The sequence below is a fragment of the Dyella sp. 2RAB6 genome, assembly GCF_052115385.1.
GTDB lineage: Bacteria > Pseudomonadota > Gammaproteobacteria > Xanthomonadales > Rhodanobacteraceae > Dyella_D.
Genome location: NZ_JBFRGP010000004.1, coordinates 389,462 through 407,210, shown reverse-complemented (window position 1 = coordinate 407,210; position 17,749 = coordinate 389,462). Strand labels below are relative to the sequence as shown.

Annotated in this window: 18 protein-coding genes, 1 tRNA gene and 1 pseudogene; 10 read left to right on the top strand and 10 right to left on the bottom strand. The window is 68.4% G+C overall.

Features of this window, described 5'->3' with window-relative positions:
- Nucleotides 1-73: 73 nt before the first annotated feature.
- Nucleotides 74-556 (bottom strand): tRNA (adenosine(37)-N6)-threonylcarbamoyltransferase complex ATPase subunit type 1 TsaE, encoded by a 483-nt coding sequence (gene tsaE, locus AB4083_RS09710; RefSeq protein WP_441607584.1) that lies wholly within the window; start codon nt 554-556, stop codon nt 74-76.
- Nucleotides 553-2,037 carry an NAD(P)H-hydrate dehydratase gene (locus AB4083_RS09705; protein WP_441607583.1) on the bottom strand — a complete coding sequence of 495 codons (1,485 nt, stop codon included), beginning with the start codon at nt 2,035-2,037 and terminating at the stop codon, nt 553-555. Before AB4083_RS09705 ends, tsaE begins: the two co-directional genes overlap by 4 nt.
- A 50-nt stretch (nt 2,038-2,087) precedes the next feature.
- On the opposite strand from AB4083_RS09705, the gene queG reads away from it, so the two are divergent.
- Nucleotides 2,088-3,161, top strand: a complete 1,074-nt coding sequence (gene queG / locus AB4083_RS09700; protein ID WP_441607582.1) for a tRNA epoxyqueuosine(34) reductase QueG — start codon at nt 2,088-2,090, stop codon at nt 3,159-3,161.
- A gap of 5 nt (nt 3,162-3,166) precedes the next feature.
- Here queG and pgi read toward each other — a convergent pair whose 3' ends face one another.
- The 6 genes from pgi to pcnB form a co-directional block, all read right to left on the bottom strand.
- Nucleotides 3,167-4,804 carry a glucose-6-phosphate isomerase gene (pgi, locus tag AB4083_RS09695; protein ID WP_441607581.1) on the bottom strand — a complete coding sequence of 546 codons (1,638 nt, stop codon included), beginning with the start codon at nt 4,802-4,804 and terminating at the stop codon, nt 3,167-3,169.
- A gap of 199 nt (nt 4,805-5,003) precedes the next feature.
- The gene (gene panD, locus AB4083_RS09690) at nt 5,004-5,390 is read right to left on the bottom strand and encodes an aspartate 1-decarboxylase (protein WP_441607580.1); all 387 of its coding nucleotides are present in this window, start codon (nt 5,388-5,390) and stop codon (nt 5,004-5,006) included.
- A 99-nt stretch (nt 5,391-5,489) separates the two neighbouring features.
- Nucleotides 5,490-6,335: a pantoate--beta-alanine ligase gene (gene panC, locus AB4083_RS09685; RefSeq protein WP_441607579.1), complete on the bottom strand. Its 846-nt coding sequence runs from the start codon at nt 6,333-6,335 to the stop codon at nt 5,490-5,492.
- Nucleotides 6,336-6,346: 11 nt separating this feature from the next.
- On the bottom strand, nt 6,347-7,177 hold the full coding sequence (gene panB / locus AB4083_RS09680; protein WP_441607578.1) for a 3-methyl-2-oxobutanoate hydroxymethyltransferase: 831 nt from the start codon (nt 7,175-7,177) through the stop codon (nt 6,347-6,349).
- Nucleotides 7,178-7,232: 55 nt separating this feature from the next.
- The gene (gene folK, locus AB4083_RS09675) at nt 7,233-7,715 is read right to left on the bottom strand and encodes a 2-amino-4-hydroxy-6-hydroxymethyldihydropteridine diphosphokinase (protein ID WP_441607577.1); all 483 of its coding nucleotides are present in this window, start codon (nt 7,713-7,715) and stop codon (nt 7,233-7,235) included.
- Nucleotides 7,712-9,088 (bottom strand): polynucleotide adenylyltransferase PcnB, encoded by a 1,377-nt coding sequence (pcnB, locus tag AB4083_RS09670; protein WP_441607576.1) that lies wholly within the window; start codon nt 9,086-9,088, stop codon nt 7,712-7,714. Before pcnB ends, folK begins: the two co-directional genes overlap by 4 nt.
- Before the next feature lie 166 nt (nt 9,089-9,254).
- Here pcnB and AB4083_RS09665 point away from each other — a divergent pair.
- Together AB4083_RS09665 and fdxA are read left to right on the top strand one after the other, a co-directional pair.
- Nucleotides 9,255-9,330: transfer RNA gene (locus AB4083_RS09665), tRNA-Glu, on the top strand.
- Nucleotides 9,331-9,377: 47 nt separating this feature from the next.
- Nucleotides 9,378-9,701 (top strand): ferredoxin FdxA, encoded by a 324-nt coding sequence (fdxA, locus tag AB4083_RS09660; RefSeq protein WP_441607575.1) that lies wholly within the window; start codon nt 9,378-9,380, stop codon nt 9,699-9,701.
- Between the two features lie 82 nt (nt 9,702-9,783).
- Here the strand turns inward: fdxA and AB4083_RS09655 are convergent, their stop codons facing one another.
- The gene (locus AB4083_RS09655; protein WP_441607574.1) at nt 9,784-10,380 is read right to left on the bottom strand and encodes a hypothetical protein; all 597 of its coding nucleotides are present in this window, start codon (nt 10,378-10,380) and stop codon (nt 9,784-9,786) included.
- A 34-nt stretch (nt 10,381-10,414) separates the two neighbouring features.
- Nucleotides 10,415-11,308 carry a 4-hydroxy-tetrahydrodipicolinate synthase gene (dapA, locus tag AB4083_RS09650; protein ID WP_441607573.1) on the bottom strand — a complete coding sequence of 298 codons (894 nt, stop codon included), beginning with the start codon at nt 11,306-11,308 and terminating at the stop codon, nt 10,415-10,417.
- Nucleotides 11,309-11,433: 125 nt separating this feature from the next.
- On the opposite strand from dapA, the gene AB4083_RS09645 reads away from it, so the two are divergent.
- The 7 genes and pseudogenes from AB4083_RS09645 (at nt 11,434) to AB4083_RS09615 (ending at nt 17,605) form a co-directional block, all read left to right on the top strand.
- Nucleotides 11,434-11,988 carry a glycine cleavage system protein R gene (locus AB4083_RS09645; RefSeq protein WP_441607572.1) on the top strand — a complete coding sequence of 185 codons (555 nt, stop codon included), beginning with the start codon at nt 11,434-11,436 and terminating at the stop codon, nt 11,986-11,988.
- Nucleotides 11,989-12,300: 312 nt separating this feature from the next.
- Nucleotides 12,301-12,762 (top strand): peroxiredoxin, encoded by a 462-nt coding sequence (locus AB4083_RS09640; protein WP_441607571.1) that lies wholly within the window; start codon nt 12,301-12,303, stop codon nt 12,760-12,762.
- Nucleotides 12,763-12,907: 145 nt separating this feature from the next.
- Entirely contained in the window at nt 12,908-14,287 is a 1,380-nt protein-coding gene (locus AB4083_RS09635) for a PhoH family protein (protein WP_441607570.1), read from the top strand.
- Nucleotides 14,288-14,338: 51 nt separating this feature from the next.
- Nucleotides 14,339-15,133, top strand: coding sequence for a bifunctional hydroxymethylpyrimidine kinase/phosphomethylpyrimidine kinase (gene thiD, locus AB4083_RS09630; protein WP_441607569.1), 795 nt, complete (start codon nt 14,339-14,341; stop codon nt 15,131-15,133).
- Nucleotides 15,134-15,218: 85 nt separating this feature from the next.
- Nucleotides 15,219-16,145 carry an aspartyl/asparaginyl beta-hydroxylase domain-containing protein gene (locus AB4083_RS09625; protein ID WP_441607628.1) on the top strand — a complete coding sequence of 309 codons (927 nt, stop codon included), beginning with the start codon at nt 15,219-15,221 and terminating at the stop codon, nt 16,143-16,145.
- Nucleotides 16,146-16,185: 40 nt separating this feature from the next.
- Nucleotides 16,186-17,106 (top strand): annotated as a pseudogene (gene sigJ, locus AB4083_RS09620) (RNA polymerase sigma factor SigJ); the annotation flags it as partial.
- Between the two features lie 40 nt (nt 17,107-17,146).
- Nucleotides 17,147-17,605 (top strand): carboxymuconolactone decarboxylase family protein, encoded by a 459-nt coding sequence (locus AB4083_RS09615; RefSeq protein ID WP_441607568.1) that lies wholly within the window; start codon nt 17,147-17,149, stop codon nt 17,603-17,605.
- Nucleotides 17,606-17,749 lie beyond the last annotated feature (144 nt).

Here is a 17,749-nt window from a genome sequence, read left to right as displayed (position 1 = left end):
TGCGGGAAGGGTTTCGCCCGGGGCTGGGGCGAAACCCAAAATCTCATTAACTACCGATACTTAGCGCTGCGCCTCAGCTTGAAGCCGGCAGGCGGGCCAGCAGGCGGGTGCCGCGCGGACTGCGTGCAGCTACCTGAACGACGCGGCCGGTGCCGGCATAGGCCAGGTCGATCTGCAGATCCGGCGCCGGCAAGGCGCCCGCGCCGCGCTCCGGCCATTCCACCAGCACCAGGGCGGTGGGGTCGGCCAGCGCATCCAGCCCCAGCCATTCCAGCTCGCCCGGGTCGGCGATGCGGTACAGGTCGAGGTGCCAGGCGGTGCGGGCGTTGAGGCGCCCCGCATCAAGACCATATGACTCGACCAGGCTGTAGGTCGGGCTCTTGACCCGCTCCCCCACGCCCAGGGCGCGCAGGAAGGCGCGGGCGAAGCTGGTCTTGCCGGCACCGAGGTCGCCGTGCAGGTAGATCACCGCGCCGTCGTCGACCGCGCCGGCCACCTTGGCGGCGAAGCTGGCGGTGGCGTCTTCGTCGGGAAGCTCCTGCTGCAGCGTGCTCATGCGTCGCGCCCGTTGAGCAGCCGGCGCAGCGGCGCCAGCAGATCCGTCGCCAGCAGGCCGCGCTCGCCGCCGTCCGCAGCGGCCAGGTCGCCCGCGCGCGCATGCAGCCCTACGCCCAGGCAGGCCGCCTCCCAGGGCTCGCAGCCCTGGGCGAGCAGGGCCGCGACGATGCCGGTCAGCAGGTCGCCCATGCCGCCCGTGGCCATGCCGGGGTTGCCCCAGGGACAGACCGCGACGCGGCCATGCGGATCGGCGATCAGGCTGCCGGCGCCCTTCAGCACCGCCACCGCGCCGTACTTGCGCGCCAATGCGCGGACGGCGGCGTAGCGGTCGGCCTCGATCTCGGCGACCGAACTTTCCAGCAGCCGGGCCGCCTCGCCCGGATGCGGCGTGAGCACCGTGGCCGCTTCGAACGTGCGCGGCTCGCGCGCCAGCAGATTGAGACCGTCGGCATCCAGCACCAGCGGCATGGCCATATCCAGCGCGGTCAGCCACAGCGCATGGCCCCAGGCGCCCTGCCCCAGGCCCGGCCCTAGCGCCAGCACGTCGGCGCGCTGCAGCAGCGGCTGCAAGGCCTGTGGGCCGTCCACGCCATGCGCCATCAGTTCCGGGCGGGCGCTGTTGAGCGCGACCAGGTTCGCCTCGCGGGTCGCCACGCTCACCAGCCCGGCGCCGGCGCGCAGCGCGGCGTCGCCGCACAGGCGGATCGCACCGGCCGTGCCGAGGTCGCCGCCGATCGCCAGCACATGGCCATTGCTGCCTTTGTGCGCATGGCGCGGCCGGGGCGGCAGCGTGGCCGGCTGCAGCCGCACGGCATCCGGCGCGACGCCGTCCCAGAGTTCTTCCGGCAAGGCGAGCGTGTCCAGTTCCAGCACACCCACGCGATCCGCCGCCTGGCCGGTATGCAGGCCGCGCTTGTGCGCGATGAAGCTGACGGTGACGTCGGCCTTGATCGCCTCGCCCGGGCACTGCCCGCTGTCGGCGTTGAGGCCCGACGGCACGTCCAGCGCGAGGATCGGTTCGCCACCAGCGTTCAGCCGCCACAGCAGGTCGGCCACCGGGGGTTCCGGCGCGCGCGTGAGGCCGGTGCCGTACAGCGCATCCACATGCACGTCGGCTACCGGCAGGCCGGTCACCGCGCTCCATAGCTGCGGCTGGCCGCCGGCTTCCTCGAAGCGGGCACGGGCCGTCGCGGCATCGCCGCGCGATTCGCCGCTGAGCGCGAACAGCATCACCTGATAGCCGGCCTGCAGCGCGAGCGCACCGAGCAGGAAGCCGTCGCCGCCGTTGTTGCCGGGGCCGCAGTACACCGCGATGCGCCGTGCCTGCGGCCAGTGGCGCTGCAGCGAAGCGAAAGCCGCCGCAGCGGCGCGGCGCATCAGTTCGATGCCGGGGATATCCAGCACATCGATCGCGCGCCGATCCAGCGCACGCACCTGGTCGACGGAATAGAGCTCGTGGCGGTGCGGGCGTGGCGTCATGCAGCGGATTATAGGCGGGCGCCGCGCCCGAGGGACTTACAATGGGCGGCATGTCCTCTCCGACCGCCCTCGCCCACGACTACGCCGCACTCGCCAGCGACATCAAGCGCTGGGCGCGCGAACTGGGCTTCGCCGACGCCGGCATCGCCGGGGTCGAACTGGGCGAGGACGAGCAGCACCTGCAGCGCTGGCTGGACGACGGCCACCACGGCGAGATGGACTACATGGCCCGCCACGGCACCAAGCGCAGCCGTCCGGCCGAGCTGGAGCCGGGCACCTTGCGCGTGATCTCGGTGCGCATGGACTACATCCCGCCCGGCACGCGCAATGCCTGGGCCGTGCTGGAAGATCCGGACGCAGGCTACGTCGCGCGCTACGCGCTGGGCCGCGACTACCACAAGCTGATGCGCAACCGCCTGCAGAAGCTGGCCGAACGCATCCACGCCAAGGTGGGCGATTTCGGCTATCGCGCCTATGTGGATTCGGCGCCGGTGCTGGAGAAGGCGCTGGGCCGCAATGCCGGCCTGGGCTGGATCGGCAAGCACACGGTGCTGATCAACCGCAGCGCCGGTTCGTATTTCTTCCTCGGCGAGCTGTACACCGACCTGCCGCTGCCGGTGGACGAAGCGGCCACCGCGCATTGCGGCAGCTGCCGCCGCTGCATCGATATCTGCCCGACCCAGGCCATCGTGGCGCCGTACCGGCTGGATGCGCGCCGCTGCATTTCCTATCTCACCATCGAGCTCAAAGGCAGCATTCCGGAAGAGCTGCGTGCGCCGATGGGCAACCGCATCTTCGGCTGCGACGACTGCCAGCTGATCTGCCCGTGGAACAAGTTCGCGCGCGACGCGGCCGAACCGGACTTCGCACCGCGCCATAGCCTGGACGGCGCGCGCCTGACCGAGCTGTTCGCCTGGAGCGAACCGGAATTCCTGCGCCGCACCGAAGGCATGGCGATCCGCCGCACGGGCTACGAGGGCTGGTTGCGCAATATCGCGGTGGCGCTGGGCAATGCGCCGGCGTCGGCGGAAGTCGTCGAAGCTTTACGTTCGCGCACTACGCATCCCTCGGATGTAGTGCGCGAACACGTCGCCTGGGCGCTGGCGCGGCACCAGGCGGCGTAAGGCGCTCAGCCTTCGCGGCGCTGCGCGATCTCGTCGAGCAAGGCGCGCGTGGCGCTGTCGAACATGGAGAGGTCGTCGACCTGGCCTTCCAGCGCGGGCAGGATCTGCCGCGCGATCGACTTGCCCAGTTCCACGCCCCACTGATCGAACGCGTTGATGCTCCACAGATGGCCGAGCATGAACACCTTGTGCTCGTACAGCGCGATCAGCGCGCCCAGGCTTTCCGGGGTCAGCGAGTCGAGCAGGATCACCGTGCTCGGCCGATCGCCCGGGAAGGTGCGCTGCGCGGCGAGCACGCGGCGTGCGTGTTCGTCGTCGCCCTTGCTCTCGGCCAGCGCCTCCTCGAAGGTCTTGCCCAGTGCCAGCGCGGCGGCCTGTGCCAGCAGGTTCGACAGCAGCGCGTCGTGATTGGCGCGCAGCGGATGCGCGGGCCGCACCACGCCGATGAATTCCAGCGGCACGGTGTCGGTGCCCTGGTGCAGCGACTGGAAATACGCATGCTGCGCATTGGTGCCGACGCTGCCCCACACCACCGGCGAAGTGGACTGCGCCACCGGCTCGCCCTGCGGCGTGACCTGCTTGCCCAGGCTTTCCATCTCCAGCTGCTGCAGGTACGAGGTGAGGTCGCCCATCAGGTCGGCGTACGGCACCACCGCGCGGCTGGTGCGGCCCAATCCATTGCGGTTCCAGTATTCGACCAGGCTCAGCAGCACCGGCAGGTTTTCCTGCCAGGGCTTGCTGCGGAAGTGATCGTCGACCTGTGCGGCACCGGACAGCAGCGCGCGGAAATGCTCCATGCCGATGGCCAGCGCCAGCGACAGGCCCACCGCGGACCACAGCGAGAAGCGTCCGCCGACGAAATCCCACATCGGATAGATGTTCGAGGTGGCCACGCCCCAGCGCTCGGCTTCGGCGGTGTTGGCGCTGACCGCGAGGAAATGCTTCGAGGCCGCGCCCGCATCGCCCTCGTACGAGCGCACGATCCAGTCGCGCAGCACGTTGCCGTTGAGCAGGGTTTCCTGGGTGGTGAAGGTCTTGGAGACCACGATCACCAGGGTGCGGCGCGGATCGAGCTGGCGCATCAGCTCGTACGCTGCCTGGCCGTCGACATTGGTGAGGAAGTGGCTGCGCAGCTCCGGTACGTGGAACGGCGCGAGCGCGCGCACGGCCAGGCGCGGGCCGAGGTCGGAACCGCCGATGCCGATGTTCACCACGTCGGTGATCTTGGCCGGCAGGCCCATGCTGGCCGCATCGCCGCGCTCGATCGCGCGCACCAGTTCTTCGATGCGCAGCAGGGTGCGTTCGATCTCCGTGCGCACTTCGCGCGGCGCCACCGGCGGCAGGTGCGAGGCGCTGCCGCGCAGCGCGGTGTGCAGTACGGCGCGATGTTCGGAAGTGTTGATCGGCTCGCCGGCGAACATGGCGTCGCGCGCACGCTGCCAGCCGCTGGCCTCGACGTGTTCGCCCAGCGCCTGCAGCGCCTGGTGGTCCAGTTTCTGCCGGCTGAGGTCCAGCAGCAGCGGCCCCACGCGATGGCGCAGGCGGCTGCCGCGCTCCTGGTCCCTCAGCAAATCGCGCAGATGGATGCGCGCGAGACGTTCGACGTGTGCTGCCAGGAAGGACGGACTGCGCTGCTGCGACATGGGCTCGTACTTGGCGGGGAGGGAACCCCGATCTTAGAGCCAATAAGTGGCGCGTGAGTAGCGCGCGACATGCCAATTTGGAATGACTGAAAAACTTGCCGTCCTTCGAACTCGTTATTCCGGCGCAAGCTGGAATCCAGTGCCTTGGAGGCGCCGGACCCCAGCTTGCGCTGGGGTGACGACAATGGGCAGCCTGGCCTCAGGCTGCCGCCATCTGCTTGGGGATCGAGCGGTTGGTGTGCGAGATGCGATTGTCGGCATCGACGTACACCAGGGTCGGCTGGAACTTCTCCAGCTCCGCCTCGGACAGCTGAGCGAACGCGGCGATGATCACCAGGTCGCCCGGCTGGGCGCGATGGGCCGCGCTGCCGTTCACCGAGATGATGCCGGAGCCTTCTTCCGCGCGCAGCGCATAGGTGACGAAGCGCTTGCCGTTGTTGATGTTCCACGCGTGGATCTGCTCGTACTCGCGGATGCCGGAGGCATCGAGCAGCAGGCCGTCGATCGCGATCGAGCCTTCGTAGTGCAGCTCGGCGTGCGTCACCGTGGCGCGGTGGATCTTGGCCTTGAGCATGTTCAGGTTCATGGCATGACTTCCAGCAAAAAGGTCTGCGTAGCGGGCAATTATCGGTGTGCGGACCGGCTCGCTGCAACGAGACCGGTTGTCGCGCTATGTGGGGGGGGCTTAATCGAAAGGCAAGTTGTCGATCAGGCGGGTCTTGCCCAGGCGGGCGGCGATCAGCGCCACCAGGCCGTCGCGCTCGCCCTCGGCCGGCTCGGACAGGTCCTCAGCGCGGCGGATCACGGCGTAGTCGGGCTCGAAGCCGCTACGGGCCAGCTTGGAGGCCGCGGCCTGCTCCACCACCTTGATCGCGTGGCCCTTGCCGACCAGCTCGCGCATCTGCTGCAAGGTGGCGTAGACCTGCGGGGCCAGCTCGCGCTCGTCGCGCGACAGGTACTGGTTGCGCGAGCTCAGCGCCAGGCCGTCGTCGGCGCGCAGGGTGGGCGCGCCCATCACCTTCACCGGCAAGGCCAGGTCGCGCACCATGCGCTCAATCACCTTCAGCTGCTGGAAGTCCTTCTGGCCGAACACGGCCACATCCGGCTGCACCAGGTTGAACAGCTTGCACACCACGGTGGCGACGCCGTCGAAATGACCGGGACGGTGCGCGCCTTCCAGCGTGTCGGTGACCTGCGGCACGTGCACGCTGACGCTGCTGTCCGGGCCGAACGGATACAGGGTGGCCACGTCGGGCGCGAACACCAGGTCGCACTGCTGCTCGGCCAGGCCGGCCTGGTCCTGCACCAGGGTGCGCGGATAGCGCTCGAAATCCTCGTTCGGGCCGAACTGGGTGGGATTGACGAATACGCTCGCCACCACGCGGTCGGTGCGCGCACGCGCCAGCTTGATCAGCGAGTAATGGCCGGCGTGGAGGTTGCCCATGGTCGGCACGAAACCCACGGTCTGGCCCTGGGAGCGCCAGCCGCGGATTACGGCGCGCAGGGCCGCGGCGTCTTGCACAGTCTGCATGGAGGTGTGTCTCAGCTGAAACAGTGTTCGGGGGCCGGGAAGGCGCCGCTGCGCACGTCCCCGGCATAGGCGGCGAGCGCAGCCGCCACAGAATCGCGTCCGGCCAGGAAATCCTTGCTGAATTTCGGTCGCTTGCCCGGGGTGATGCCCAGCATGTCCTGCAATACCAGCACCTGGCCGTCGCAATGCGGGCCGGCGCCGATGCCGATCACCGGGATGCCGACGGCCTGGGTCACGCGCTGGCCCAGCGAGGTGGGCACGCCCTCCATCACCAGCAGGTCGGCGCCGGCCTGTTCCACCGCCTTGGCCTCGGCCACCACGCGGTCGGCGGCTTCCTGCTCGCGGCCCTGGATACGGAAACCGCCGAACTTGTGCACCGACTGCGGGGTGAGCCCCAGGTGTGCGCAGACCGGAATGGCGCGGGTCGCCAGCGCATGGATGCCATCGAGGATATGCGGCGCCGCACCCTCGATCTTCACCATCGCCGCACCGCCCTCGCCGACCAGCCGCGCGCCGGCGTCGAGCATGTGCGGCACATCGCGGTCGCTCATGAACGGCAGGTCGCTCACCAGCAAGGTGGCCGACAGGCCGCGGGCCACCGCGCTGGTGTGATAGACCATGTGTTCCAGCGTCACCGGCAGCGTGCTCGCATGCCCCTGCACCACCATGCCGAGCGAGTCGCCGACCAGGGCAATGTCGATGCCGGCCGTTTCGAGCTGCCAGGCGAAGCTGTAGTCGTAGGCGGTCAGCACCACGATCGGCCGCCCTTCCGCCTTCATGGCCCGCAGGCCAGGCACCGTCACGGGCTTGCGGGCGGGGGCGTTGGCATTCTGGACGTACACGGGGACGCCTTCAGGTAGGGAAGAAACAGATTATCCGCCGCATTGCACAAAAGGCTCAAGGCAGCGCTTCGCAACCGCTGCAGTCCAGCGCGGCGAGCAGTTCGGCGACCTGGCCCTGGCCGGGCAGGTCCAGCGTCGGCGCCAATTCCGCCAGCGGCAGCAGCACGAAGGCGCGCTCGGCGATGCGCGGATGCGGCAGGGTCAGGCGTTCGCCGGCCAGGCGCACGCCGTCCATATGCAGCAGGTCCAGGTCCAGCGTGCGCGGGCCCCAGCGCTCGCCCTCGCGGCTGCGGCCGGCGGCGCGTTCGATCGCCAGCAGGGCGTCCAGCAGTTCGTCGGCGGACAGCGCGGTGTCCAGCCGGACGGCGGCATTGAGGAACGGCGGCTGCTCCAGCATCCCCCACGGCGGCGTGCGGTAGACGCGCGAGCGCGCCTCCACCCGGGTGGACGGCAGCCGCGCCATCGCTTCGATGGCTTCGCTCAGATAGCGCCGGGAATCGCCCAGATTGCTGCCCAGCGCCACATAGGCAGCGGTCACGCCGCGCCCGATTTGCCGCCGGATTTGCCGCCCGGCTTGCGGCGGCGACGCTTGCGCGGCTTGCTCGCCGGCGCGGGCTCGACATCGCCCGCCGACGGCACGTCGGCACCGCTGCCGGACAGCGCGGCGGCCAGCGTCTCGTGCGACAGCTGCTGGGCATGCGCCCACCACTGGCCGAGCTGATCGATCGCCTGTGACTCGGTGCCGCGCAGCAGCAGGAAGTCGAAGGCGGCGCGGAAACGCGGGTGCGCCATCAGGCGGAACACGCGCTTGCGCTGCACCTGCTCGAAGCGTGGCTGCAGCGCCCAGATCTCTTCCATGGTGATGGTGAAGCGGCGCGGGATCGCCACGCGCTGGCACTGCTCGGACACCACGTGCGCCACCGCGCGGCCCCAGGCCTGCGTGCTCTCCACGCCCTTGACGATCCAGGCATGCGCCAGATCGCGCACTTCGCCCCACAGCAGCACCGCGAACAGGAAGGCCGGCGTCACCGACTTGCCTTCGGCCACGCGCGCATCGGTACTGCCCAGGCCCTCTTCGATCAGCTTGCGCAGGGCTTCGTCGCCGCGCTTGAGCGAACGCGCGGTGGCGGGAAACATGAACTTGAGCAGGCCGCTGTGCTCCAGCAGGCGGAAGCTCTTAAGGCCGTGCCCGCTCAGGAACAGCTTGAGCGACTCGTCGAACAGGCGCGCCGGCGAGGCGTCCAGCAGCAGCGGGCCCAGTTCCTCGAACGGCGCGAAGGCCGCGGCGTCGATGCGGAAATTGAGCTTGGCCGCCAGGCGCACCGCGCGCAGCATGCGCACCGGGTCCTCGCGGTAGCGCGTGACCGGATCGCCGATCAGGTGCAGCACGCGGTTTTCCACGTCCGGCATGCCGCCGACGTAGTCGCGCACGGAGAAGTCGCTGATGTCGTAGTACAGCGCGTTGACGCGGAAGTCGCGGCGCAGCGCGTCTTCCTCGATGCTGCCCCAGACGTTGTCGCGCACGATGCGGCCGTCGACGATGTGGCGGTCGCCGCCGCCCTCGCTGCCGTCTTCCTCGCCGGTGCCGCGGAAGGTCGCCACCTCGATGATCTCCGGCCCGTACACCACGTGGGCGAGGCGGAAGCGGCGGCCGATCAGGCGGCAGTTGCGGAACAGCTTCTTGACGTCTTCCGGCGTGGCATTGGTGGCCACGTCGAAGTCCTTGGGATGGCCGCCGAGCAGGAGGTCGCGCACGGCGCCTCCGACCAGGAAGGCGTCATAGCCGGCTTCGTGGAGGCGGTACAGCACACGCAGCGCGGCCTTGCTGATGTTCTTGCGCGATATCACGTGCTGCTCGCGCGGAATGATGCGCAGCGACGGCGTGGCCTCGTTCCTTGCTTTCAAGTTCAAGCGGTTTGAATCCTTGCAGCGGAAGGGTTGCCGCATGGCCTCGGTTTCAAGCTCGCGTCGGGTGAATCCGAGGCTGCGCAGCATGGCTTCGGGCATGAGACAGCTGTCACGGAGGGCATTGCCGGCCGCAACAATTTCGCTATACTAGCGCGCTCCGGTGCTTTTCGCTCCCTTCGTCTAGTGGCCTAGGACACCGCCCTCTCAAGGCGGGAACACGAGTTCGAACCTCGTAGGGAGCGCCACTTCCGGGCCTGCACAGGCCCCCCGGCATATACAGGCCCGTGATCGCATGACCTTTGTCGTCACCGACAACTGCATCAAGTGCAAGTACACCGACTGCGTCGAAGTCTGCCCTGTCGACGCCTTCCACGAAGGCCCGAATTTCCTGGTGATCGATCCGGACGAGTGCATCGACTGCACCCTGTGCGAGCCGGAATGCCCGATCAACGCCATCTATCCGGAAGACGACGTGCCCGCCGGGCAGGAGTCCTTCGTGGCGCTCAACGCCGAACTGGCCAAGGCCTGGCCGGTGATCACCGAGCGCAAGGACGGCCTGGCGGACGCCAAGGAATGGGAAAACAAGCCGGACAAGCTGGATCAATTGCAGCGCTGATTCCGACTTTTCCTATGTCGAATACGAAAAAAGCCGCCCCGAAGGGCGGCTTTTTCGTTGGCGGCGAGGCCGCCGGATGGGATCAATTCCCGCCCAGGCGCGACTTCAGCGTATCCACCACCTTAGCCACGGCAGCGGCATCGCCCTGCGCGCGCACTTCGCTGGCGCTCTGGCCGCTGGGGCCGACCACCACCTGCACCTGGTGCGGCGCGGCGCCCGGTGCCGGGGCCGAGCTGTCCTTCTTGCCGGCGCCGAACATGCGGCGGAAGAAGCCCGGCTTGCTGCCCTGCACGGCCGAGGCCACCACGCTCAGCGTATAGGCGTGGCCGGCGTCATCGTGGCTCACCACCTGGCCGATGTCGCCCTGCTCCAGCGCCTGGCCGACGCGGCGATAAGCGTTGTCGACGCTCTCGGTGAGCACGAAGCCGTCGGCGATCACGCCGCCGCCCTTGCCCACGCGCGCGGTTGCGCCGTTGGAGGTCGGGGTGTTGGCGCCCTGCTCCGGGATCACCAGGGCGGCGCTGGTCGACGGCGTATCCAGGCCCGGCGGGATCTCCAGCGGCGTTTCCTGCTTGGCGGCCTCCCAGGCCTTCTCCGAGCGGAACATGCCGCAACCGGAAAGCAGCAAGGCGGACAGGGCCAGGGCCGGCATGGCGACGAGGAGCGGGGATTTCTTCATTGAATTGGAGTTCCGTTGAGAGATCGGGCGGCCGTCAGGCCGCGTTTGCCAAGGATGCCAGAGCCGCCAGCGCTTCGGCGATGCGCGCCCGCTCCGGCCCTTCCTGCAGTTCGACCAGGGGCAGGCGCGGCGCCGCCGAACCCAGCCCCAGCGCCGGCAGGCCGGCCTTCACGGCGATCGGGTTGGGTGCGCAGTTCAACGCCTGAACCAGCGCGGCGAGGACATCGTCGCAGTGCGCGGTAGCCGCCCGGTCGCCCGCGACCGCCGCGTCGCACAGCGCGCGGAAGGCCTTGGGCGCCAGATTGGCGACCACCGAGATGGTGCCGACCGCGCCGGCCAGCATGGCTTTGCCGGCGGTCGGGTCGTCACCGGACAGGTAGACGAAATCCGCGCGCGCAAGTTCCGCGAGGGCGCGGATGCGCTCGTCGCTGCCCACCGCTTCCTTGATGCCGACGATGGCCGGATGCTCGCGCAGCGCGGCGACGGTCTCCGGCAGCAGGTCGCAGCCGGTGCGGCCGGGCACGTTGTAGAGCAGCACGGGCAGGCCGCCCTTATCGGCGACCTCGAGGAAATGGCGGCGCAGGCCTTCCTGCGTGGGCCGCACGTAGAACGGCGCCACCACCAGCGCGGCATCGGCGCCCAGTTCGCGCGCGCGGCGCGTCAACGCCACGGTCTTGGCCGTGCCCGCTTCGCCGGTGCCGGCGAGCACCGGGATGCGCCCCGCCACGCGTTTCACCGCGAAGGCCAGCAGGATTTCGTATTCGTCGTGCTCGAGCATATGGGCTTCGCCGGTGGAACCGGCGACCACCACCGCCTGCGTCCCGCCCGCGATCTGGTAGTCCAGCAACCGCCCGAAGGCGTCCAGATCCAGCGCGCCGTCCAACGTGAACGGGGTCGCCAGGGCGCAGATGCTTCCACCAATCTTCAAGACATACTCCGGCCAGAAGCCAAGCCCTGCATGTTACTTGCGACCTCGGAGGGGCGACAAGTAAGCTCGCCGAGCCCTGCGCCGCCGTCCCGCGCTGCGCGGGCCCACGCTACAGGCCGACATCCTTGAACCGTTCCTCGCGTACCGGCAACGACCACCAGCTGCTGATCCAGGCCCTGACCCCGTCGCCGCGCACTCCCCTGCTGAGCCTGGCCCGCCGCATCGCCGACGCCGGCTGCAACCTGGCCGACGCGCGCGTGTCGACCATCGGCGTGGATACCTCGCTGACCCTGCTGGCGACCGGCTCCTGGGACGCGGTGGCCAAGCTGGAGTCCGCCCTGGCCAAGTTCGCGCGCGAGGAAGACATACAGCTGATGCACTACCGCACCGACGGCCGCAGCCAGGCCTCGCGCCTGCTGCCCTACCTGGTGGAAGTGATCTCGGCCGACCGGCCGGGGATCCTGGTGCGCATCATCGATTTCTTCGACCGCCACGGCATCGCGGTGGAACAGCTGCACTCGATGCGCTACCAGGCCATGCAGACCGGCGCGGCAATGTTCCAGGCGCAGATCACGGTGGGCATTCCCGCCGACACCCATATCGCCGCCTTGCGCGACGACTTCCTGGAGTTCTGCGACGGCCTCAACCTGGACGCCATCATGGATCCGGTGAAGTTCTAAGGGCTGAAGTTCTAAGGGCTGTTGTTCGACAGCGGGGCCGCCAGAAACTTCCTTCGGGCCCCATCGCGCGGGAGAGCCAGCATGCCCCCGCCACGCCGCGGTTGGCAAGGGCTGTCATCCGCCGCCACAGGCGCGCTAGTCTTGGCCCCGAAGAGGCAATACCGGAGGGCCGGCGCGCATGCAGTACGCAGATCGAGCGAGCACCATCGCACGACGCGCCGCCTTCCCCTCCGTGCCGCCCGCCGGCCGCCAGCTTCCCTCCCCCATCACAATCACAAGACGGAGCCCGTCAGCGGCCCCGCAGGAGCAGTCATGCCAGACGTCGGCAAGAAAGTCCCCAAGCTCAAAGGTCCGCTCGGCGACGGCACCGAGCTGAAACTGGACAGCCTCAAGGGCCAATGGGTGGTGGTCTATTTCTATCCCAAGGACAGCACCCCGGGCTGCACCAACGAGGCCAAGGACTTCCGCGACCTCTACCCGAAATTCCGCAAGCGCAACGCGCAGGTGCTTGGCGTGTCGCGCGACTCGGTCAAGTCGCACGCCAACTTCGCCACCAAGCAGGAACTGCCGTTTCCCCTGGTTTCCGACCCCGAGGAAACCTGGTGCCAGGCCTTCGACGTGATCCACGAGAAGGTGCTGTATGGAAAACGTCACATGGGTGTCGTACGAAGTAGCTTCCTCATCGACCCCGAAGGCAGGCTGGTACAGGAATGGCGCAACGTGAAAGTCCCAGGTCACGCCCAGGCCGTGCTCGACGCCATCCCCGCCAAGTGAACCCTTCCGACCTATCCGCTGGGTTCTGTCGGCGCCACCCGCGCAGGCGCAGCGGACACGCTTTTTCTGGCCCGCGGGGCCGGATTCCCACGGCATCCAGCATGCCGCGTTCCATCCACCAGCAAGCCAGCGAGGCAACTTCCGTATGACCGGAAGCAAGCGCATTTACGCTCTCGATACCAATGTTCTGCTGCACGATCCCACCTCGCTGTTCCGCTTCGAGGAACACGACGTGTTCATCCCCATGACAGTGCTGGAGGAGCTGGACGAAAAGAAGAAAGGCGCCTCGGAAGTCTCCCGCAACGGGCGCCAGGTCAGCCGCTTCCTCAACGAGCTGATCGAACGCGGCAACGGCCACGGCATCAGCAACGGGCTGGAACTGAGCAACCCGCAAGGCATCAAGCTCAAACGCAACAACACGGTGGGCCGGCTGTATTTCCAGCAGCGCGCCACCAACGGCCACGGCAAGGCCGACAACCTGATCCTGGCGGCGGTGATCGAGCTGCGCGACCAGAATCCCGACCGCGCGGTGATCCTGGTCAGCAAGGACATCAACCTGCGCATCAAGGCCAAGATCTACGGCATCGATGCGGAGGACTACGAGAACGACCGCGCGCTCGACGACTTCGCCCTGCTCTACACCGGCTCCACCGAGCTGACCGAGGAGTTCTGGGACCGCCACCCGGAAGTGCAGTCGTGGAACGAACGCGGCCGCACCTTCTACAAGGTCAAGCGCCGCGACGACGAGGACTGGCATCCGAACCAGTGCCTGTTCCTGCCCGGCGACAACAGCGTCGAGCTGCGCGTGCTGCACGTCGACGAGGAAGCAGCCACCCTGGTGCTGCTGGACGACCACAGCCACTCCAACCATGCCGTGTGGGGCATCGCCGCGCGCAACCGCGAGCAGAACTTCGCGCTCAACGTGCTGATGGATCCGGACGTCGACTTCGTCACCCTGCTCGGCACCGCCGGCACCGGCAAGACCCTGCTCGCGCTGGCCGCCGGCCTGGCCCAGGTGATGGACCAGCAGCGCTACCGCGAGATCATCATGACCCGCGCCACGGTCTCGGTCGGCGAGGACATCGGCTTCCTGCCCGGCACCGAGGAGGAAAAAATGACGCCATGGATGGGCGCGCTCACCGACAACCTCGAAGTGCTCGCCAACCCGGAGGAAGGCGGCAGCTGGGGCCGCCAGGCCACCAACGACCTGCTCGCCTCGCGCATCAAGATCCGCTCGCTGAACTTCATGCGCGGCCGCACTTTCCTCTCACGCTACCTGATCATCGACGAGGCCCAGAACCTCACCCCCAAGCAGATGAAAACCCTGATCACCCGCGCCGGCCCCGGCACCAAGATCGTCTGCCTGGGCAACGTGGAACAGATCGACACGCCCTACCTCACCGAGACCACCTCCGGCCTGACCTACGCGGTGGATCGCTTCAAGGGGTGGGAACATTCGGCGCATATCACGCTGCGGCGCGGCGAGCGGTCGCGGTTGGCGGATTTCGCTTCCGAAGCGCTGTAAGCGCACTCATGGGACAATCGCCGTTCCGGCTTGTGCCGGACGGCGATCACCATGCAGAAAACCTCTGAACCTATTCCCCCCATCGCCCTCACCATCGCCGGTTCCGACTCCGGCGGTGGCGCAGGAATCCAGGCCGATCTGAAGGCCTTTCATGCGCGCGGCGTGCATGGCTTGTCCGCCATCGCGGCGATCACCTCGCAGAACACGCGCGGCGTCAGCGCCGTGCATCCGGTGCCGCTGGCGCATATCCGCAGCCAGCTCGATGCGGTATTCGACGATTTCGCGATCGGCGCGGTAAAGACCGGCATGCTCGGCAATGCGGCGATCACCCGGCTGGTCGCACGTGAGATGCGTCGCCGCCAACCGGCGTGGCTGGTAGTGGACCCGGTGATGATCGCCACCAGCGGCGCGCGCCTGCTGACCGAAGACGCCGTGCAGGCGGTAGTGCGTGAGCTGATCCCGCTCGCTGACCTGCTCACGCCCAACCTGCCGGAAGCCGAAGCGCTGCTCGGCCAGCCGATCCGCACGGCCCGCGACTACAACTGTGCCGGCGCCGCCTTGCGTGCACTGGGCGCGGACGCCGTGCTGCTCAAGGGCGGCCACGCCCGCGGCGGCGAAGTGATCGATCGTTTCTACGACGCCGCCGGCGTGATGGAACTGCGCCACCCGCGCCTGCGCGTGGAAGGCCACGGCACCGGCTGCACCCTGGCCTCGGCAATCGCCGCGGAACTGGCCAAGGGACGCACGCCGCGCGCCGCCGTGCGCCAGGCGGTGGCCTACGTGCAGCGTGCGCTGGCCCAGGGCTATCGCCCCGGCAAGGGCGCCGTGCGCGTGCTGCGGCACTGAGCGCGCGGGGCTCCGGCGGCCTTCGGAGTAGAATGGCGGCTGGTCTGCTGCCGTCACCGCCCACTCCATGATCCTCGCCCCGCGCCTGATCCTGCTGCTCATCTTCGCCGTGTTCGCCCTGTGCGTGCTCGCGGTGCATCTGCGCGGCCGCTCGCGGCTGCGCTTCGACCGGCAGCTGGTCGACCATTCGGCGCTCTTCGCCCCGTACAACCTGCTGATGTACACCTTCTCGGCGGTGCCGGCGCGGCCGATCCTGGACCGCCGCGGCTTCCCCCAGCTGGACCTGCTGCAGGCGAACTGGCAGACCATCCGCGACGAGGCCATGCACCTGTTCGACGAGGGCTTTATCCGCGCGGCGGAGAAGCATAACGACGCCAGCTTCAACAGCTTCTTCAAGCAGGGCTGGAAGCGCTTCTACCTGAAGTGGTACGGCGAGCCGCTGGCTTCGGCCGAGACGCTGTGCCCGGAGACGGTGAAGCTGCTCAACGCGATCCCCAGCGTGAAGGCGGCGATGTTCGCCCTGCTGCCGCCGGGCAGCAAGCTCAATCCGCACCGCGATCCGTTCGCCGGTTCGCTGCGCTATCACTTAGGCCTGATCACGCCCAACTCCGAGGACTGCCGCATCTTCGTCGACGGCGAGATCCACGCCTGGGGCGACGGCAAGGACGTGGTGTTCGACGAGACCTACGTGCACTGGGCCGAGAACCGCACCGACCAGACCCGGGTGATCCTGTTCGCCGACGTCGAGCGCCCGCTGCGCACGCGCCTGATGACCGCGGTCAACCGCCGCGTCGGCGCCTTCATGGGCAAGATCACCGCCTCGCCGAACACCGAGTCGCCGGAGGAGAAGACCGGCTTCGTCAACCGCGTGTTCGCGCTCAATCAGCGTTCGCGCGAGCGCAGCCGGGCCTTCAAGCGGCGCCATCCCAAATTGTTCCGGGTGCTGAAGTACATCGGCATCGTGCTGATGATCTGGCTGGTGTTCCTGGCGCCCTACCCGTTCTTCCGCTGAGGCGGTCACGTTCCGCCCGCCTCGCGCGTCCTGGCTTTGTCACCTTCGCTCAGGAGCCGCCATGGACGCCCAGACCGCCTTGTTCCAGCAGCACCGCCAGCGCCTGTTCGGCCTGGCCTACCGCATGCTCGGCCGCCCGGCCGACGCCGAGGACGTGCTGCACGACGCCTGGCTGCGCTGGCACGAGCAGGACACCTCCAGCCTGGACGACCCGGAAGCCTGGCTGGTCACCGTCACCACCCGGCTCGCCCTGGACCGCCTGCGCCGCGCCAAGACCGAGCGCGAGCACTACACCGGCCCGTGGCTGCCCGAGCCGCTGGAACCGGTCGACGAGGCGCCCTCGGAACAGCTCGAACGCGCCGAGACCCTGAGCCTGTCCTTCCTGCTGCTGCTCGAACGGCTGAGTCCCGAGGAACGCGCCGCCTTCCTGCTCAAGGAAGTGTTCGACTACAGCCACGCCGAGGCTGCCGCCATCCTCGGCATTGCCGAGGACGCCTGCCGCCAGCGCGTGCATCGCGCCAAAACGCGGCTGCGCGAAGGACGCCCGCGCTTCAACGTGGATCACTCGATGCAGCAGCGCATGCTGCAGCGTTTCCTCGCCGCGATGGACCGCCCCGATCTCGCTTCGCTGCGCGCGCTGTTCGCCGAGGACGCCGTGCATATCTCCGACGGCGGCGGCGTGGTGCGCGCCGTGCTGCGCCCGGTCTACGGCCAGGACCGCCTGGCGCGGCTGTATCGCCAGATCGCACTGCATACGGGCGGCCCCGAAACCGTGCGCCAGCTGAGCCAGCTCAATGGCGCACCGGCGCTGCTGATCTGGACCGACGGGCGGCTCACCTCGGCGCTGTGGGTGGAATGCGATGGCGAGCGCATCACCGCGATCCACTCCATCCGCCATCCGGACAAACTCGCGCGGCTCGAAGCAGTCACGAAACGCGCGGCCTCGGCGTCCTTGCATTGAAGAGCGGCCACTGCGGCCGTTCCCTCTCAAGGAACCCGCCATGTCCCGTTTCAATATCGCCGACCACTTCAAGTCCCTGCAGCCGCTGTTCACGCTGAGCAAGAATCTCAAGTCCGGCGGCCTGGAGCCGCCGCTGATCGAGCTGGTGCTGACGCGCGTCTCGCAGATCAACGGCTGCTGCTACTGCCTGGACATGCACAGCAAGGACGCGCGCGCCGCCGGCGAAACCGAGCAGCGCCTGTACCTGCTGGCCGGCTGGCGCGAGGCTGCGCTGTACAGCGAGCGCGAACGCGCGGCGTTCGCCTGGGCCGAGGCGCTGACCCGGCTGGTGCCCGGCGATTCGGTGCCGGACGCGCTGTACCAGCAGACCAGCCAGCTGTTCAGCGAAAAGGAAATGGTCGACCTGACCTTGCTGGTGACGCTGATCAACAGCTGGAACCGGATCAACCTGGCGGCGCATACGATCGGCGGCGATTACCAGCCGGGTATGTTCGGCTGATTGCTCGTCATCGCGGTGCCCATCAGCTCGTCATTCCGGCGCAGGCCGGAATCCAGTAACGACAGCGCTGCGACAGAGGCGAAACCGCCAGCGCTTTCGCGATAATCGTGCCGCATCGCTACTGGATTCCGGCCTGCGCCGGAA

Excerpts from the sequence above, each read along its gene's own strand:
- pgi (WP_441607581.1), bottom strand. The coding sequence starts at position 4,804 with ATGTCGCAGCAGCGCAGTCCGTCCTTCCTGGCAGCACACGTCGAACGT.
- thiD (WP_441607569.1), top strand. The coding sequence starts at position 14,339 with ATGCAGAAAACCTCTGAACCTATTCCCCCCATCGCCCTCACCATCGCC.
- AB4083_RS09635 (WP_441607570.1), top strand. The coding sequence starts at position 12,908 with ATGACCGGAAGCAAGCGCATTTACGCTCTCGATACCAATGTTCTGCTG.
- AB4083_RS09640 (WP_441607571.1), top strand. The coding sequence starts at position 12,301 with ATGCCAGACGTCGGCAAGAAAGTCCCCAAGCTCAAAGGTCCGCTCGGC.
- panD (WP_441607580.1), bottom strand. The coding sequence starts at position 5,390 with ATGAACCTGAACATGCTCAAGGCCAAGATCCACCGCGCCACGGTGACG.
- AB4083_RS09615 (WP_441607568.1), top strand. The coding sequence starts at position 17,147 with ATGTCCCGTTTCAATATCGCCGACCACTTCAAGTCCCTGCAGCCGCTG.
- fdxA (WP_441607575.1), top strand. The coding sequence starts at position 9,378 with ATGACCTTTGTCGTCACCGACAACTGCATCAAGTGCAAGTACACCGAC.
- AB4083_RS09655 (WP_441607574.1), bottom strand. The coding sequence starts at position 10,380 with ATGAAGAAATCCCCGCTCCTCGTCGCCATGCCGGCCCTGGCCCTGTCC.
- queG (WP_441607582.1), top strand. The coding sequence starts at position 2,088 with ATGTCCTCTCCGACCGCCCTCGCCCACGACTACGCCGCACTCGCCAGC.
- panC (WP_441607579.1), bottom strand. The coding sequence starts at position 6,335 with ATGCAGACTGTGCAAGACGCCGCGGCCCTGCGCGCCGTAATCCGCGGC.
- AB4083_RS09705 (WP_441607583.1), bottom strand. The coding sequence starts at position 2,037 with ATGACGCCACGCCCGCACCGCCACGAGCTCTATTCCGTCGACCAGGTG.
- tsaE (WP_441607584.1), bottom strand. The coding sequence starts at position 556 with ATGAGCACGCTGCAGCAGGAGCTTCCCGACGAAGACGCCACCGCCAGC.